The following is an 18,473-nucleotide window of genomic DNA, read 5'->3' as shown; positions in this document are numbered from 1 at the left end:
GCCATGACTGTATATATCATACTGACGATCGTCACAGTGGGAATAGCGGCTTTGGTGAGAAAGCAGGAAGACACAATGGCGGGGGGCTGTCTTATGACGAGACAACAGGCCTGTAACCGGGTCTGCCTGCTTGCGCTTTTTTTGCTGTTATTTGCGGTGTCTGCCTGTCGTTATCAGGTAGGAAATGATTACAGCCGTTATGAAGAGTTTTTTCATCTGATTCCTCTGAAGCAGGTCGTGCCAACAGAATTTGGGTTTAATCTTATCGTGCTGGCGATGCAGTCTTTATTTGGGATTGATACCAGGCTGACGATTTTCGCCCTTTTTGCCTTTGTGACGATCTGCTTTATGCTTCAGGCGGTATATGACCAGAGCGAACAGTTTCTTTTTTCTTTTTTTCTGTTTATGACACTTAGCTATTATTTCCAGAGCCTGAACACGGTGCGCTATTACCTCGCCTGGTCGGTGGCAGTGTTTTCGATGAAATATGTGCTCAAACGTCAGTATGGCAAGTTTTTGCTGTTGATCCTGCCGACGGCTACCATTCATAAGTCGGTACTTATTGTCATTCCGATTTATCTGCTGGCGAATCTGACGTGGAAGCGGTGGCACTTCATTGTCCTGGCGTTGTTTGCCGTGAGTGGTCTTGTGCTGAGAGATTTTTATCTGCGGGTGATCGTGGCATTGTATCCAAGCTATGAGAATACGTCCTATTTGGATGGCGGCACTTCTGTAATTAATATTATCAGGATTATCGGAGTCTTTTTCCTCACCCTGCTCTATTATCGGGCGGCGATTGCCGGTCAGAGGCAGAACCGGTTTTATTTTCACCTGAATCTGTTTGCCCTGCTTTTGTATACCTGCGGGTCCTTTGTGCCGGAAATATCGAGAGTGGGATATTATATGACGGCGGGACATATTTTTCTGCTTCCTTCCGTGATCAGGCAGATACCGTCCGTATCACAGCGCAGGTTCTGGCGGGTTGTGGTAATCGGGGCGGCGGTGCTTTATTTTGTGATCTTTCTGATCAAGGCGCAGGACCCGCTTGTGCGGATCGTGCCCTATCACACATGGATATTCCCGGGAGGTATATCCGGAAAGGCGGTATAAATGGTAAAACAGATCACGTTCAGCGTCGTCATCGTCTGTCTGAATGCGGGACAGGAATTATTGCGTACGGTGGACAGCGTGCTCAGACAGAGCTATTCCAACTATGAAATCATTGTCAAGGACGGAATGTCCGGGGATGGTTACGTGGAGAGACTGCCCGCGGATGAACGGCTCCGCATTGTCCGTCAGAAAGATAAGGGGATTTACGACGCCATGAATCAGGCGATTTCGCTGACAACGGGCGACTATGTGATATTTTTAAACTGCGGCGATTACTTTTATGACGAAAAGGTGCTGGAGAAGGTAAACGCATGGATTGCTACGGATAAGGCGTCCACGGAAATTTACTATGGTGATATTTATAACCGGAACGTATCGGCGAAAGTCATTTCCAATCCCCATATCAATGCTTTTGCCTGTTACCGGAATGTGCCCTGTCATCAGGCGTGCTTCTACAGCGGGGTGCTGATGAAACGCAGGCGTTATCAGCCGCAGTATAAGGTGCGGGCCGATTACGAACATTTTCTTGGCTGCTATTTTGAGGACGGCGTACGCCCTGCGGCAATGCGGATTGTAGTCGCTTCCTATGAGGGCGGCGGCTTTTCGGAGACGAAAGAAAACAGAAAACGTTCCAGGAGAGAGCATGAAGAGATCGTAAACAAATATATGAGCAGACGCCAGATTCTGAAATATCGTTTCCTGATGACAGTCACACTTGCACCGCTGCGGACGAAGATTGCACAGAGTGAAAAACTGTCCGGTATTTATCATAAAGCAAAGGCCTGCATTTATGCGCGAAAAGAAGGATGAAAGATAAGAGAAGAGCAATGAAAGTATTATGGCTTTGCAATATTATGCTTCCGGCCATTGCCAGGAGTCTGGGGTTTCCTGCCAGCAATAAGGAAGGGTGGCTGTCCGGTCTGGCTGCGATGATCGGGAGCGAAGGGGATAAAGAGATGGAGCTCGGTATCTGTTTTCCGGTGGACGGGGAGCCGATACGGGGCAGGGCCGGCGCACTTGCCTACTACGGATTTCCGGAGGATATGGTCCATCCGGAAAATTATGACGCTGCCCTGGAGACGGCTCTGGAAAAGATTATAGAGGATTTCGAGCCGGACATCGTTCATTGTTTCGGCACAGAATATCCGCATACGCTGGCGATGACAAGGGCCTTTGACAGGCCGCAGCGCACGCTGATCGGTATTCAGGGGCTGTGCTTTGTCTATGCGGATGCTTATATGGCGGATCTGCCGCAGCGGATCTGCAGGCGGACTTTGCTGCGGGATTTCCTGCGGAAGGATAATCTGTTGCAGCAGCAGGAAAAATACCGCAGGCGCGGAGAATATGAGAAGGAAGCGATCAGCCGCGCGGCGCATGTGACCGGGCGGACTGACTGGGATAAAAAATGGACGGCGGCCGTCAATGCGGACGCATCCTATCATTTTATGAATGAGACGCTGCGGCCACAGTTTTACGGAGCGCAGTGGGACAGACGGCATTGCCGCAGGTTCAGCATTTTTTTGAGTCAGGGCAACTATCCGATCAAGGGACTGCACTATATGCTGGAAGCACTGCCGAAAGTGCTGGAGCGTTATCCGGGGGCGCACGTATATGTGGCAGGTGACGAAATCACCCGCTTTAACACTGTCAGGGAAAAGATCAAAATATCGAATTATGGAAAATACCTGCGGGAGTTGATCGGGAAATACCATCTGCAGCAGGCAGTGACCTTTCTCGGACGGCTTGATGCCGACCAGATGCTGGAGCAGTATTTGCGGAGCCATGTCTTTGTCTCCCCGTCCGCGATTGAGAACTCGCCGAATTCGGTAGGGGAGGCGATGCTTCTGGGGATGCCGGTCGTCAGCTCAGATGTTGGCGGCGTCCATAATATGCTGACAGCCGGAAAAGAAGGCTTCCTGTACGAGCCGGCAGATACGGATGCTCTTGCGCAGCATATCTGCTTTATGTTCGATGAGAGAGAGGAAACGGCTGTGCTGGAAATGGCGCGGGCAGCCAGAGCGCACGCACTGCGTACCCACGACCCGCAGAGCAATTACAGACGGCTGATGGAGATCTACCATGAAATTTACCTTTGTGTCTAATTATATCAATCATCATCAAATACCGATCGCTGATCTGCTGTATGGAAAACTGGGAGAGGACTATTGCTTTATTCAGACAGAGCAGATGGAGCAGGAGCGGGCGCAGATGGGCTGGAATGTCAAAAGAGATCTGCTGCCGTATCTGAAATGCTGGTATGAAGAGCCGGATGTGTGCGGCAAGCTGGTGCGTGAGAGTGAGATTGTCGTATTCGGCGGCGTGGAGGATGAGCGATATATCGAGGAGCGGCTGCGGCTGGGGCGGCCTGTCATCCGTTACAGCGAACGGCTGTACCGGGAGGGGCAGTGGAAGGCCGTCTCTCCGAGGGGACTCCTGAAGAAATACCGGGATCATACGAGGTATCGGAAGAAAAATGTCTGGTTACTATGTTCGGGCGCTTATGTGGCCTCGGATTTTCATATTGTGCGGGCCTATCCGGACCGGATGTATCAGTGGGGATATTTTACCGAAACGAGGTACTATGAGATGGAGGAGCTGATGTCCGGCAAGCCCGGCGCATCGGGAAAACCGGTGGAGCTTTTGTTTGCGGGGCGTTTTCTGCCGCTGAAACACCCGGAATATCCGCTTATGCTGGCACAGCGTTTACAGGAGAAGGGGCTGCCCTTTCATCTGACGATGACTGGCGGCGGTGAGCTGGACGAGAGTTTGCGGGCGCAGGTACGGGAAAACGGCCTGCAGGAAAAGGTCACATTTACCGGCTACCAAAACCCGTCGGAAGTGCGTGGCTATATGGAACGGGCAGATATATTCCTGATGACGAGCAATTATCTGGAAGGATGGGGCGCGGTTATCAACGAGGCGATGAACAGCGGCTGCGCCGTCATTGCCGATGCGAAGATCGGTGCGGTGCCGTTTTTACTGAAGCATGAAAAAAACGGCATGGTCTATGCCGATAAAAATCTTCGGGAATTTCTGGAATATGGAGAGCGGCTTGTCAGAGACAGGGAGCTTTGCAGGCATCTTGGTAGGAAGGCATATGACACGATTGTCAGATTGTGGAATCCGCAGTTTGCGGCGGAAAGCCTGCTGAAATTCGCGGAAGGAATCCTGGCCGGAAAGCCCTGTTATAACAGAGAAGGGCCATTGAGCAAGGCGGCCGTCATCTCTCCGCGGGCAGGGTATGCTTATACGCGGGCAGAAAAAAGCAACAGATGGTCGGAGGATAAAACAGGCTCCGGAAAGGTTGAAAGATGAAAAAACGAATCTATGTGTGCCATACTTTTTATAATGTCTATGTCTCTTTGCTGAAAGAATGGAATCTGCCGCAGGAAGAGCAGGGGCAGGCGGATATTGCGCTCAGCACAATGTCTACCGATTTTTCCGGTCTGAAGGAACGGCTGGAGGCTTCCGGGGTATTCGGCAGCGTCTTTTTGCTTGACGAGAAGCGTGACAGTCATTTCCCGGAGCTGGCGAAATATAAAAAGTCATACCATAATATCGTGAGGCATCTCTATAACCGGATCGTCTATACCAAAAAGCTGGCCAGACTGGAAGAACCCTATATGACGATTGACTTCCGGCAGTATCAGGATATTTATGTCTATTGCGACAGCGATCCGATCGGTTATTACCTGAATTACAAACATATTTACTATCATGCCATGGAGGATGGTCTCGACTGTCTGAAATATCTCGACGGCGCTCACTATGACAACAGGGGGCACTTTAAACTGAAAGCCTTTCTGGCTTCCAAAAACGTAATCTTTATCCAGAACGGCTATGGCAAGTATTGTCTGGATATGGAGATCAATGATCTCTCGTGTCTGCGTCACAGGTGTCCGAAATATAAGGTTGTGCCGAGAAAACCGCTGGAGCTTGGTCTGACTTCCGGCCAGAAACGAACGATGTTGCGCATCTTTATGGAAGATGCCGGGGGATTTCTGCGGGAGCTCGGAGAAAAGGCGTCGGGTGACTGCATTTTATTTCTGACACAGCCTCACCCGAAGTCGGAGGAGGCAAGAGTGCATATCTGCCATGATATTATCCGGGACTACTGTCAGGGCTGCCATGTGGTGATCAAACCTCATCCGCGGGATCTGATCGACTATGGGAAGCTGCGGCCCGACTGCACAGTGATCAAAGGAAGATTTCCGGTGGAAGTGCTCAATTTTGTGGAAGGGGTGCACTTTCGGAAAGTGATTTCCATTGCCACAACGGCGCTGGACACAATCGACTTCGCGGACGAGAAGATCAATCTTGGCGATACGTTCTGGGATAAATATGAGGACCCGGAAAATCATAATTGGAGAACAGTATAATGAAAATTTATCGCAAACTCATGGTGATCATGAATGGAAAACAGAAACGGACGATGGGGCTTTTGCTGGTGATGATGGTATTTGGCGCCTTTTTGGAGACGGCGAGCATCTCTTTGATCATACCGGTGATGACACTTGTGATCAGCCCGGATGCGGTGGAAAAAAACGAGATCATGGCCGGCGTTTACCGGGGGCTCCATATGAGCAGTCCAAGGCAGTTTACTGTCTTTGTCATGGCGGCGATGGTAGCGGCGTTCGTCTTTAAAAATCTGTTTCTGTTCCTGCAGCAGAAAGTGATGTACCGTTTTGTATACAAAAATCAGTTTGAGACGCAGGAAAAGATGCTGCGCAGCTTTGTCAAGAGAGACTATGAGTTTTACCTGAATATTGAGACGTCGACGATCCAGCGTATCATTGCCGCGGATGTTGTCAATGCTTATCTGCTCATTCTCTCGCTCCTGCAGATCATTTCGGAATGTATTGTGTTCTTTATGCTGGCGGTGGCGCTGCTCGTTGTCGATTTCAAAATGACGCTCGTGATTGCAGGGCTGCTTGTGGTGACGCTCGTCGTTGTCAAGGAAGTGATCAAACCGATCATGCACCGCACCGGAAGAGAGAATCAGGATTATAGCAGCCTGATCTATCAATGGCTCTCGCAGACGGTGGGCGGCATCAAAGAGATTAAGATTATGGGCCGGGAAAATTATTTTATCGGCGAGTATGCCGAGCGCGGGACGCATTATGTAGCAGCCATGGAGCGGCTGAACCTGTTCAGCAATGCGCCGAAACTTTTGATTGAGACAGTCTGTATTGCCGGTATGGTCGCCTATATGCTTGTGATCGTGCTGTCGGGAAAGGACCTGACGGAGATGATGCCGGCGTTGTCCGCCTTTGCCATGGCGGCAGTGCGGCTTATGCCCTCCGCCAACCGTATTAACAACCAGTTGACCCAGCTCGCCTATTATGAGCCCTTTTTCATGAATGTCAGCGATAACCTGCTGGAGGAGACGAGCGAGGAAAACATTGATCTGTCATACGCGCAGGACCGGGAAAAGATGCCGGTAGAGCGGGAGATTACCTTACAGGATATTACGTTTGCCTATCCCAATACGGACAAGCTCATCTTTGACCATGCGCAGATGACGATCCCGGTGGGCAGTTCCGTCGGTATTGTCGGCGGCTCCGGCTCCGGTAAGACGACGATCGTCGATATTCTGCTCGGTCTGCTGAAAGTGAAGGAGGGAACGATCTGTGCGGATGGCACGAATGTGATGACGGACTATCGCGGATGGCTGAAAAATGTCGGCTATATTCCGCAGATGATCTTTCTGCTTGACGATGATATACGGAAGAATGTCGCGTTTGGCATCCGTGAGGAAGAGATCGACGAGGAAAAATTATGGTATGCGCTCAAGGAAGCGCAGCTTGATGAATTTGTAAAGACACTGCCGGAAGGTGTTCATACGGGCATCGGAGAGCGCGGTATCCGCCTCTCCGGGGGACAGAGACAGCGCATTGGCATTGCGCGCGCGCTATACAATGACCCGGAAGTGCTGATTCTTGACGAGGCGACTTCCGCGCTGGACAACGACACCGAGGCGGCGATCATGGAGTCGATCAATCGCTTCCAGGGCAGGAAGACACTTATCATTATCGCCCACAGACTGCAGACGATCGAAAAATGTGATCTGGTGTACCGGGTAGAAAACGGCGGGATACGCAGGGAACGGTGATGGAAAATCGTTGAAAGAATTTGAGGTAAGTGTACAATATATGAAGTCGCAGGAAGCCAGGGAGCATCTGCGCAGCGTTCTGTAGGAGTATGGGATGAAACTGAGTATTATCGTGCCGTTTTATAACATGGCAGCGGGCAGAAAACTGAAGTACTGTATGGATTCACTTGTGAATCAGACGGTGGAAGATTACGAGATTGTGGCGGTGGACGACTGTTCTCCCGATGAGACGTATGAGCTGTTGCTGGAATACGGGCGGCGCTATCCGGAAAAAGTGCGGGCGCTGCGCACGCCGGAAAACCGAAAACAGGGCGGCGCCCGCAATCTCGGCCTTGCACATGCCAAAGGGGAATGGGTCGGGTTTATGGACGGCGATGACTGGGCGGCGCCTGATATGTATGAAAAGCTGCTGGCAAAAGCCGGGGAGACGGGAGCGGATGTCGTGGGCTGCGATCTGCATGAGACGCATGAGCACAGCATGAAGATCGGACGTATCGTCAACGCCAATACCATCGATCAGACCGGGCCGCTTGATGAGGAAAAATATAAAAAGCTGATGCGCAATCCATGCAGTATGGTCATCAAGATCTATCGAAAAGAAGTTATAGATAAGTACCATCTCCGGTTCCCGGAAGGGATCTTCTATGAAGATAACTGTGCGGGGCCGGTATGGATGCTGCATTTCAGGCATTTTGAGAAGGTGGAGGAGCCGCTTTATTATTATTATCAGGACACAGTGTCTACGACGCACGCCATCAGCGAGGCGAAGTGCCGTGACCGGATGCGCGCGGGCGAGCTGCTTGTGGAACAGTGCCGGGCATATGGCTTTTATGAGCGATACCGGTCGGAACTGGAATTTGCCTACACAAAACTCTATTATGTGAATACGCTGTTTACGTATGTGATTGGAGTCAGCCGTCCGAAACTCCATTTTCTGAATGAGCTGAAGCGGGGACTGCTCCGTGAATTTCCGGACTTTCAGGACAATTCTTACTTTCGGCAGGAGTATGACAGGGAGCAGAAAAAGCTCATCCGCCTCCATATGAAGTCCAGTCTGCTGTTTCTGGCTTATTATGAACTGCTGACGGCGTATAGAAAATGGAGGAAAAGGAAAAAGTAATAACAGTGCAAATTTGCTAATACTGGAAAATTGTGGTAGAATACAAAAACAACTCTTATGAAACCTGAAATCAGCAAACCGAATGATCTGTTTTGGTTTGAAAAACTGGAGGACATGCAATGTTAAACGATAAAACGATATTGATCACCGGAGGGACCGGGTCGTTTGGAAAATGTTTTACCAAATATGTACTGACGCATTATGATCCGAAGAAGATTATCATTTATTCCAGAGATGAGTTTAAGCAGTTTATCATGCAGAATGAATTTAAAAGTCTGAATGAGAAAAATCAGCTGCGCTTTTTCATCGGAGATGTGCGGGATAAAGAGCGCCTTCGGAGGGCGCTGGAAGGTGTGGACTATGTGATCCACGCGGCGGCGCTCAAACAGGTGCCGTCCTGTGAATACAATCCGGACGAGGCGATCAAGACGAATATCCACGGCGCACAAAACGTGATTGATGCGTCGCTGGATGCCGGCTGTGTGAAAAAAGTGGTGGCTCTGTCCACCGACAAGGCGGTCAATCCGGTAAATCTGTACGGCGGTACGAAACTGGTGTCGGACAAACTGTTTATCGCGGCCAATGCCTATGCCGGTTCCAAAGATATTAGTTTTTCCATTGTCAGATACGGCAATGTGGCCGGAAGCAGAGGCTCCGTCATTCCGTTCTTTTACAATATTCTGCAAAACGGCGGCAAGGAGCTGCCGATCACCGATTATCGGATGACCCGTTTCTGGATCAGTCTGACCGAGGGCATAGAGCTCGTAGTCAAGGCGCTGGAGGAGGCAAAAGGCGGAGAGACCTTTATCTCCAAGATTCCGTCCTTTAAAGTCACTGATCTGGCACAGGCAATGCTGCCTGGCTGTGTGATGCCGGAAGTGGGAATCCGCGAAGGAGAAAAGCTCCATGAGATCATGGTGACAGTGGAAGACTCCATGACGACCTATGAGTATGACAAGCATTTTATCGTATATCCGCAGATGGTGTGGAGCAAGAGCAGGGTACCCCAGCCCACGGGGAAAAAGGTGCCGGAAGGATTCTCTTACAGCTCCGGCAGCAACAGCCAGTGGCTGAGTGTGGAGGAGATCAGAGAGCTTTTGAAAACTGTGGAATTGGAAAAATAGATGGACGTATTTTGATAGGGTCCCTGTGGCGAGTCTGTGATCCGTGCTCGGCCCGGGGATTCTGTTTTGTATGGGAGCGGTGACTGCCGGAATTTCCGGTTTTATCACAATATCGTTACCGACAGTAGAAAGGGAGTAGGAAGTATGGAAAGACCGGCAGCAGAGGGTGGTAAGCCAGTCAGAAGCACGAAATTATTTTATGGACATCAGTATATCGATGATGCGGACATACAGGCGGTCGTGAAGGTGCTGAAGAGCGATTTTCTTACATGCGGTCCTGAGATCACGAAGCTGGAGGACAGGCTGTGTCAGCTGACCGGTGCGAAACATGCGGTGCTGGCCAGCAATGGGACGGCGGCTCTGCACATGGCATGCCAGGCGGCAGGCATAAAGGAAGGCGACGAAGTGATTACGACGCCGATCACCTTTGCGGCCTCGGCGAACTGTGCACTGTACTGCGGGGCGAAACCGGTGTTTGCGGACATCAATGCCAGAACATATAATATTGATCCGCACAAGGTGCGGGAGCAGATCACGGAGCGGACGAAAGCGGTCGTGGCCGTAGATTTTACCGGACAGGCGGCGGAGCTTGAGCCGCTGCTGGAGCTCTGTCACAGAGACGGGATTGTTCTGATCGAGGATGGGGCGCATTCGATCGGCACGCTGTATAAGGGGCGGCCGGTCGGGTCGATCTCGGATATGACGACGTTCAGCTTTCATCCGGTGAAAACGGTAACCGGCGGCGAGGGCGGCGCGGTGCTGACGAATGACGATGCATTGTATACAAAGCTGAAACTCTATCAGACACATGGGATTACGAGGGAGGAGGCGCTTTTGCAGCATCCGTCTCACGGCGGCTGGTATTATGAACAGGTGGCGCTGGGTATGAATTATCGTATGACCGACATGCAGGCGGCGCTGATTAACAGTCAGTTGGATAAACTGGAGTATTTTATCCGCAGAAGAAAAGAAATCGTAGAGAGATATAACGAGGCATTCCGGGAGCTGCCGGAAATCGTCGTACAGGAGGAGATTCCGGAGTCCGACACGACAAGGCATCTGTATATTCTGCGCATCAGACCGGAACGGCTGAAGATCGGCCGTAAGGCGTTTTTCGAGGCGATGGCGGCAGAGAACATATTCTGTAACGTACATTATATCCCGGTCTACTGGCATCCTTATTATGAAAAACTGGGATATGAAAAGGGGATCTGCCCGGAGGCGGAAAAGCTGTATGAGGAGATGCTGAGCCTGCCTCTCTATTATGCCATGTCAGACGAAGATGTGGAGGATGTGATCATGGCTGTGCGGAAGATCTGTACGTATTATCGGAAATGAGACAGGCGGTTTCGTGGCAGAGAAGTGTGGGAGGTAGATAGATGAAAGAGCGGGTCGCTATCATTACTGCCAGGGGCGGCAGCAAGAGAATACCAAAGAAAAATATCCGTCTGTTTTGTGGGAAGCCGATTCTGGCGTACCCCGTGCAGGCGGCGGTTACCAGCGGACTGTTCACGGAAGTTATGGTCTCGACGGACAGCGAGGAGATTGCGCAGGCGGCAAGAGAGGCGGGGGCGAAGACGCCTTTTATGAGAAGCACAGAAACAGCGGGTGATTATGCCACGACGGCAGATGTGCTGCTGGAAGTATTGACGGAATATGAAAAGCGGGGCCGGACATTCGAGACGGTCTGCTGTATTTATCCGACCGCTCCCTTTGTGACTGCGGACAAGCTGAAGCAGGCGGTTGCACTGCTGGAGGAATCGTCCGTGGATGCGGTCGTACCGGTCGTACGGTTCTCATTTCCGCCGCAGCGTGCATTTGTCATACGGGACGGTCTGACTGTGATGAAGTATCCGCGGCATGCGGCCAGCCGTTCACAGGATCTGGAGCCGTACTTTCATGACTGTGGGCAGTTTTATTGTATGAAAACAGAGACATTTATGGAAAAAAGACAGATTTTTACGGATCGGATGTTGTCGATCGAGATGCCGGAGATGGAAGTACAGGACATCGACAATGAGACGGACTGGGAACTGGCGGAACTGAAATACCGGATCATGCAGGAACATGCAAGGGAAACGGGCCATACAAACAGTGGGATAATTTAAGTTCCATGAATCATACGGACTGAGCGAAACGGCGGGGAACAGATATGAACACAATAACGATAAAAAACAGAAAAGTCGGCGATGGAGAGCCGGTCTATATCATAGCGGAGATGTCGGCCAATCATGCCGGCAGTCTGCAATATGCCAGGGAGATCATTCATGCGGCGAAAGAGGCCGGGGCAGACTGTGTGAAAATACAGACTTATACGGCGGATACAATGACGATCGACTGTCACAATGAGTATTTCAACATAACCGAAGGGACTTGGAAGGGAGAAAACCTGTACGGCCTCTATCAGAAAGCCTATACGCCCTGGGAGTGGCAGGCGGAGCTGAAAGCAGAGGCAGAGAAAGTGGAAGTCGACTTCTTCTCGACGCCCTTTGACAGGACTTCGGTCGATTTTCTGGAGAGTATCGGCATGGAGTTTTACAAGATCGCCTCTTTTGAGTTGGTAGATATTCCGCTGATCCGCTATGTGGCTTCGAAAGGAAAGCCGGTCATTATGTCGACCGGTATGGGAACGCTGCAGGAGATCACGGAGGCGGTAGAGGCGGTGCGTGCGGCAGGAAACAGCCAGCTTGCCCTGCTGCGCTGTGCCAGCGCCTATCCGGCGATCTCGGACAATATGAATCTGGCGGCGATGGCAGAACTGAAAAAGCAGTTTGCTCTGCCGGTAGGCTTATCCGATCACTCTGCCGGTTCGATCGGAGCGGTGGCGGCGGCGGCCATGGGCGGCAGCATTATCGAGAAACATTTCTGCCTGGATCGGAAAATTGAAAATCCTGATGCGTCGTTTTCCATGGAGCCGGACGAGTTTGCGTCTATGGTGCGCGATGTGCGGGCGGCGGAGCGGGCCATCGGACAGGTGACGTTCGGCCCGACAGCGTCTGAGCAGGGGAATCTGGCATTCCGGCGCTCGATCTTTGTCGTGGCGGACATTCGTGCCGGAGAAGCGCTCACCCCTGAAAATATCCGCATCATCCGTCCGAGTAACGGACTGGAACCGAAATATTATGAACAGGTACTGGGTAAGCGGGCGGCAGCTGATATGAAGCGGGGGACACCGCTGCAGATGGAGATGATAGAGAAATGAAGGACATTTTCCTGAGAAGGGCATCGCTTGACGATGCGGAACTTTTGTTCTCCTGGGCCAATGACATCGATGTGAGGAGAAATGCGTTCCGGCAGCAGGAGATCCTGTGGGATGAGCATGTGAAATGGCTGAAAGGAAAACTGCAGGATGAAAATTGCCGGATCTATATCGGTTATATCACGGCGGAGACGATGGCTGATATGACACATATGTCAGAAAAACCGATCGGGCAGATCCGGCTGGACAGCAGTGACGGAACTTCGGAGATCGATTATTCTGTCGTCTCTGCGTTTCGTGGCAGAGGATACGGTACCAGACTGCTGGAAGAGGCAATGCGGCTGGCTGCCGATGGCTGCCGCAAATTCTCGGCCTGTGTGAAAAAAAGCAATCCGGCTTCTATGAGAGTGTTTGAAAAGTGCGGGTTTGCGATGACACAGGACAGAGGCGACTATGTCGTACTGGAGAGGGAATGTGCAAAGACAGCGGACGCCCGCCGGCCGTCGGTCGTGATCTGTACACAGAAATCATGGAATATTGCCAATGCTGAGAAACTGCGGCAGCAGTATGAAGGGAAATACGATGTACATGTGATAACGGACAAGGCGGATCTGACCACACAGACGCTTCAGGCAGTCAGACCGGAGTATGTTTTTTTCCCGCACTGGTCTTATCTCATACCGGAGGAGATATTCGGCAGTTACCGGTGTGTCGTCTTTCACATGACAGATCTTCCGTATGGCAGAGGCGGCAGCCCGCTGCAGAATCTGATCGTGAGAGGCTTTACGCGTACGAAGCTCTCGGCGCTGCGTGTGGACCAAGGGATCGATACGGGCGATATTTATATGAAAGAAGATCTGGAATTGCGGGGAACGGCGGACGAAATCCTGCGTCGGGCATCAGATCTGATCTTTCGGAAAATGATTCCTGATCTGCTCGCGAATCATCCGCAGCCTGTACCGCAGAGAGGCGAGGCGGTTGTGTTCCGGCGCAGGAAACCCGAGGACGGGAGACTGCTGCCGGAGATGGATGAGAAGACGATTTACGACTATATCCGGATGCTCGACGGAGAGGGATACCCGGGTGCGTTTGTGGAGCTGGGAGACTACAGGCTGCGGTTTTATGAGGCGGACTGTGCGGACGGGACAGTGACGGCCAGAGTCCGCTTTGAAAAGAGAGGGAAATAGATGAACATTTTGGTAGTGGCAGCCCACCCGGACGATGAAATACTCGGTGTGGGCGGCGCGATTGCGAAACATGTCGAGGCCGGCGACAAGGTCTGTGCTTTGATTCTCGGAGAGGGGCAGACTTCCCGCTTTGACCGGCGGGAGGAAGCCGGGGCAAAGCTGCTGGACCAGCTTCATGGAGACACGCAGCGGGCGGCGGCGGTGCTTGGCATTGAGCGGGTATTCTTTGAAAATTTTGCAGACAACCGCTTTGACAGTGTCGATCTGTTGGACATTGTCAAAGCAGTCGAACGCAGAATCCGCGATCTGCAGCCCACGGTCGTTTATACGCATCACGGAGGCGATCTGAATGTGGATCATCAGATGACATTCAGGGCGGTATTGACGGCCACACGTCCGATGGCGGGTCAGCCGGTGAAAGAGCTCTATACGTTCGAGACAGTGTCCTCTACGGAATGGAATTTTGAATACGGCGATGCACAGTTTGCGCCGAACGTATTTATGAAACTGACAGAAAAACAGTTTGAGAGGAAGCTGGAGGCCATGAAACAGTACCGGACAGAGCTGTGCGCCTACCCGCATCCCCGCTCGCTGGAAATGCTGCGGGCCACGGCAGTTCGATGGGGTGGAGTTGCCGGCGGCCGCTTTGTGGAGGCCTTTGAAGCAGTCCGGATTATCAAGGAGTGATAACATGCGTGTCATAATAAGGGCCGACGGCAACCGCGAGATCGCCATGGGACATATGATGCGCTGCCTTTCGATTGCTGACGCGCTGCGTAAGGCCGGTGCGGAAGTGGCCTTTGTCACGGCCGGGCCGGAGACGAAAGCACTGCTGGCAGGCAGGGGATATGCGCATACTGTGCTGGAGACTTCTTATAAAGAGATGGAGACGGAGCTGCCGGTCTTTCAGAGATATGTGCGGGAATTTTTCCACATCCAGGCGCCTTTTTCAAATACTGACCGGACATTTGCCGGAAGTTCTGCATGGAAAGAACGGGAGACATGGATTCTCGTTGACAGTTATTTTGTGACAGGGCATTATATGGAAGAGCTGGACAGATGGGCAAAGACGGCCTATATTGACGATATGGGAAAACCGGTCTGGCCGGTCGATCTGCTGATTGATTACAATATTTATGGAGACAGGCTGCCTTATCGGCAATGGTATTCTGAGTCGGAGATCTCTCTGCCGCAAAAATGTCTGCTTGGCTGCCGGTATGCGCCGCTGCGCGCAGAGTTTCAGGGCGGACGGCGAAGCCGGGTGTGTGATACGGTGATGGACGTACTCGTGACGACCGGTGGCGGCGATCAGGTCAATGCGGCGGGCAAACTGTGCCGCCGGCTGGCGCGGGAGAAAGCGCAGGGACGACATCGGGGCATCCGCTATCATATCGTATGCGGGCCTTTTTCGCAGCAGAAAAAGATGCTTCGGGCTCTCTCCGGGGAAGAGCCGGAATTTATCGTTCATGAGAATGTGACGGAAATGGCGGCTCTCATGGAGAAATGTGACATTGCTGTCAGCGCTGCCGGCAGCACAATGTATGAGCTGTGCAGTATGAGACTGCCGGCAGTATGCTTTTATTTTGCGGAAAACCAGCGGCAGATGGCGGAATGCTTTGACCGGTTGACAGAGATCAGAAATGCGGGCAATATGGCGCTGGAAGAAGAGAAAACGCTGGATAATCTGCTGGCGGCACTGGACAGATTGGAGCAGGACAGGGATCTGCGCGGCCGCATCCGGGAGCAGATGGGGCGGCTGACGGACGGCAGAGGCGCGGAGCGGATCGCGGCTGCGCTTATGGCTGATCCTGAACGGAAAGCGGTGTATGAGCCGCAGAGGAATGAAAAGGATGAAGAAGCGGGAAGCGAATTTTGAATTACTGCGGATCATAGCGATGTTGATGATCATTACCATGCACTATCTGGATAAGGGCGGAATCCTGCCCGTGCCGGAGACGCCGCAGTATGGCGCGACAGGTTATCTGGCATGGGGGCTGGAAGCGTTCTGCGTCTGCGCCGTCAATGTATATGTGCTGATCAGCGCCTATTTTCTTGCGGAGAGCGGTTATCGTCCGATGAAAGTCGTAACGTTGTGGCTGCAGGTGGTCTTCTACTGTGTGGGGATCGCAGCGGTCCTGGTCATGGCGGGCGTCCTGCCGCTGCCTAGGCTGAACGTCTATCAGCTCATGAACTATCTGTTTCCGGTTATCGAGGAGCATTACTGGTTTGTCACGGCCTATATTCTGATGGCTCTGCTGGCGCCATTGATGAACGATACATTGCGTGCGCTGCCACGGAAAACATACGGGCAGGGGATTTGCATGTTACTGCTTTTGTTGTCTGTGAGTAAGAGCATTCTGCCGGTGGAATTACCGACTGACCGGCTCGGTTATGATGCGATCTGGTTTCTCTGTCTGTATATGATCGGCGCCTATATTCGCTATCACGGAGCGGAAACGGCGGGCGGCGGGCAGCGGTTTGCCGGGATACTTTTTATGAAAAAGCCGCAGCCTGCGCTGGCCGGTTATCTTCTGTGCAGTCTGGCTATTTTCTTGAGTCTGTGTGTCGTGCGGGCATTTTATATCAGGACAGGCAGTCTTGTGCGGTATATCAACAGACAATATCATTACAACAGTATGTTATGTCTGCTGGCGGCGGTTTTTCTCTTTCTGGCGTTCCGGGCAGTCCGGATACCGGAAGGGAAGGCTTCCGCTGTGATCTGCAGGATCGCTTCCGCCTCTTTCGGGGTCTATCTGATCCATGAGCATATGGAACTGCGCTATCGCTGGCCACAGTGGCTCGGGGCCGGGAAATCTGCTCATACGCCGCTGTTTGTGCTGCACTGGATCATCAGCATTGTGATCGTATACGCGGTGTGTATGATGATCGACTTTGGGAGACAATATCTGTTTGAGAAGATTGGAAAGAGGACGACATCATGTCTGTGAAGACGAGAGCTGCGCTGAAAAATTATATCTGTCCGCTGATTTTATTACTGCTTCCCCTGCGGCATATTGCCATGGGGGTGGACATCAGTGACACAGGCTATAATCTTGCCTGTTTCCGCTGGTTCGGGGAACTGGACGGCATGTGGGTCTATGTCACATACCTTGCCAATGCGGCAGGACATCTGTTCACGAAACTGCCGTTTGGGAATACGATGCTGGGAATGAATCTCTATTGTTCGCTTGTAGTCAGCGCCACTGCGCTCTGTGCTTGGTACTTTCTGAAAGAAAAGATTCCGTTCGGGATCGTATTTGCCGGGGAGGTGCTGGCAGTTCTGCTTTGCTGGTGTCCGCACGTGATCTTATATAATTATCTGACTTATCTGGTACTGATCGGGGGCACCGTGCTCTTATACGGGGGCATTGTCACAGAGAAGAAATGGTATTATGTAACGGCGGGAATCGTGCTGGGGCTGGGCGTGGGTGTGCGCTTTTCCAATCTGACGCATATGGCGCTTATCCTTGGTCTGTGGTATGACGGTTTCCTGCGGAAACGAAACGTATTGCAGGTTGTGCAGGATACCTTGTATTGTGTGATCGGATATGCCGTGGGCATTGCCGCTTTTCTGCTTATGATACGGATGCAGTACGGCTTGTCCGGGTATTTCACAATGCTGTTCGGGCTGCAGCAGATGTCGGGCGGCGCCAGCGGTTACTCCGCGGGGGAGATGATCGCCGGTGCATTCATCGATTATCTTGGCAGTATGAAATGGGGCCTTTTGTTTTTGGGGTATATGGCGGCCGGACTGTTATTTTTTCATATAAGAAAAGAACGGTTTGTCAGGGCAAAAAAAATTGTATTCGTGCTGGGATTTCTCGTGCTCTTACGGCTTGTCTATGGCCGTGGTATGTTTGGCTTTGACTATCATACGTATTTTTCTATCTTCTGGTGGGTCAGCCTGTTCAATACGGCGGCCCTTGGATGCAGCGCGCTGGCGCTTTTCCATAAAGATACGGATGAGCGGGAGAGAGTGCTGGCCATGCTGACGCTGGTGACGATCCTGATCCTGCCGCTGGGCAGCAACAACCGGTCTTATCCGGTCATCAACGACCTGTTTCTGATCGCGCCGGTGACGCTGTACTTTCTCAGCAGATTTCTGCCGGGACAGTTTCCGGTGCGTGCGGTGGCGATCGGCTGTCTGGCTGTGCTCGCGGTACAGAGCATTGGTTTTGGCACGGTATTTATTTTCCGGGATGGCAGTTATGGCGAAAAAAGAGATGCAAAAATAGAAAATAATGGTATACTAAGGGGTATGTACACGACACAGGCCAATGCGGCCGCACTGGAAGAGGTGACGGCGTTCTGGGAGACGCAGGAAATGCAGGGTACGCCGGTCATTCTCTACGGCGATATACCGGGGCTTTCTTATCTGCTGGATGCACCCTCTGCCATCACGAGCACATGGGCCAACCTGGAGTCTTATAATATGACGTTCTGGGAGCGGGATTTTGCGGAAGTGGAGAGCACGATCGACGCGGTGAGACCGGCCGTCATCATCGGAAAACGTTATGTGCCGACGGATGGGAAAGCGGCGCTTTTGCAGGAATTTATGGACAGATACGAATATGAGAAATTATTCGAAAACGACAGAATGGTAATCTACCATTGACGCCGG

Annotated in this window: 16 protein-coding genes; all 16 read left to right on the top strand. The window is 51.9% G+C overall.

The genetic code is table 11. The features are described 5' to 3' along the window. The first annotated feature begins 3 nt into the window (after window positions 1–3). Window positions 4–1,110 (top strand): EpsG family protein, encoded by a 1,107-nt coding sequence (locus tag V1224_13640; protein ID WWR15503.1) that lies wholly within the window; start codon window positions 4–6, stop codon window positions 1,108–1,110. Next, a complete protein-coding gene (locus tag V1224_13635; GenBank protein ID WWR15502.1) occupies window positions 1,111–1,920 on the top strand; it encodes a glycosyltransferase in 810 nt (269 codons plus the stop codon). It abuts the gene before it with no gap. Then, the gene (locus tag V1224_13630) at window positions 1,917–3,212 is read left to right on the top strand and encodes a glycosyltransferase family 4 protein (protein WWR15501.1); all 1,296 of its coding nucleotides are present in this window, start codon (window positions 1,917–1,919) and stop codon (window positions 3,210–3,212) included. Before V1224_13635 ends, V1224_13630 begins: the two co-directional genes overlap by 4 nt. After that, window positions 3,190–4,425 (top strand): glycosyltransferase, encoded by a 1,236-nt coding sequence (locus V1224_13625; protein WWR15500.1) that lies wholly within the window; start codon window positions 3,190–3,192, stop codon window positions 4,423–4,425. The genes V1224_13630 and V1224_13625 overlap by 23 nt, the downstream gene beginning before the upstream one ends. Next, window positions 4,422–5,489, top strand: coding sequence for a glycosyltransferase family 52 (locus V1224_13620; GenBank protein WWR15499.1), 1,068 nt, complete (start codon window positions 4,422–4,424; stop codon window positions 5,487–5,489). Before V1224_13625 ends, V1224_13620 begins: the two co-directional genes overlap by 4 nt. After that, entirely contained in the window at window positions 5,489–7,222 is a 1,734-nt protein-coding gene (locus V1224_13615; GenBank protein ID WWR15498.1) for an ABC transporter ATP-binding protein, read from the top strand. The genes V1224_13620 and V1224_13615 overlap by 1 nt, the downstream gene beginning before the upstream one ends. 94 nt (window positions 7,223–7,316) lie before the next feature. Continuing rightward, the gene (locus V1224_13610) at window positions 7,317–8,342 is read left to right on the top strand and encodes a glycosyltransferase family 2 protein (protein WWR15497.1); all 1,026 of its coding nucleotides are present in this window, start codon (window positions 7,317–7,319) and stop codon (window positions 8,340–8,342) included. A gap of 119 nt (window positions 8,343–8,461) precedes the next feature. Then, complete coding sequence (gene pseB, locus V1224_13605) at window positions 8,462–9,466, top strand: UDP-N-acetylglucosamine 4,6-dehydratase (inverting) (GenBank protein ID WWR15496.1); 1,005 nt, start codon at window positions 8,462–8,464, stop codon at window positions 9,464–9,466. A gap of 144 nt (window positions 9,467–9,610) precedes the next feature. Beyond that, window positions 9,611–10,804: a UDP-4-amino-4,6-dideoxy-N-acetyl-beta-L-altrosamine transaminase gene (gene pseC, locus V1224_13600; protein ID WWR15495.1), complete on the top strand. Its 1,194-nt coding sequence runs from the start codon at window positions 9,611–9,613 to the stop codon at window positions 10,802–10,804. Between the two features lie 41 nt (window positions 10,805–10,845). Next, the gene (gene pseF, locus V1224_13595) at window positions 10,846–11,574 is read left to right on the top strand and encodes a pseudaminic acid cytidylyltransferase (protein ID WWR15494.1); all 729 of its coding nucleotides are present in this window, start codon (window positions 10,846–10,848) and stop codon (window positions 11,572–11,574) included. Between the two features lie 44 nt (window positions 11,575–11,618). Further along, a complete protein-coding gene (gene pseI / locus V1224_13590) occupies window positions 11,619–12,668 on the top strand; it encodes a pseudaminic acid synthase (GenBank protein ID WWR15493.1) in 1,050 nt (349 codons plus the stop codon). Beyond that, window positions 12,665–13,852 (top strand): GNAT family N-acetyltransferase, encoded by a 1,188-nt coding sequence (locus tag V1224_13585; protein ID WWR15492.1) that lies wholly within the window; start codon window positions 12,665–12,667, stop codon window positions 13,850–13,852. Before pseI ends, V1224_13585 begins: the two co-directional genes overlap by 4 nt. Next, a complete protein-coding gene (locus tag V1224_13580; protein ID WWR15491.1) occupies window positions 13,853–14,539 on the top strand; it encodes a PIG-L family deacetylase in 687 nt (228 codons plus the stop codon). It begins immediately after the preceding gene. A 4-nt stretch (window positions 14,540–14,543) separates the two neighbouring features. Further along, the gene (gene pseG, locus V1224_13575) at window positions 14,544–15,728 is read left to right on the top strand and encodes a UDP-2,4-diacetamido-2,4,6-trideoxy-beta-L-altropyranose hydrolase (protein WWR15490.1); all 1,185 of its coding nucleotides are present in this window, start codon (window positions 14,544–14,546) and stop codon (window positions 15,726–15,728) included. Continuing rightward, complete coding sequence (locus V1224_13570; protein WWR15489.1) at window positions 15,703–16,800, top strand: acyltransferase; 1,098 nt, start codon at window positions 15,703–15,705, stop codon at window positions 16,798–16,800. Before pseG ends, V1224_13570 begins: the two co-directional genes overlap by 26 nt. After that, entirely contained in the window at window positions 16,791–18,467 is a 1,677-nt protein-coding gene (locus tag V1224_13565; protein ID WWR15488.1) for a hypothetical protein, read from the top strand. Before V1224_13570 ends, V1224_13565 begins: the two co-directional genes overlap by 10 nt. Window positions 18,468–18,473: the final 6 nt, after the last annotated feature.

This window comes from Lachnospiraceae bacterium JLR.KK008, assembly GCA_037015955.1.
In the GTDB taxonomy this organism is placed as follows: domain Bacteria; phylum Bacillota; class Clostridia; order Lachnospirales; family Lachnospiraceae; genus VSOB01.
Note: the sequence above shows the minus strand (reverse complement) of the source record. Positions and strands in the feature narration are given on the sequence as shown.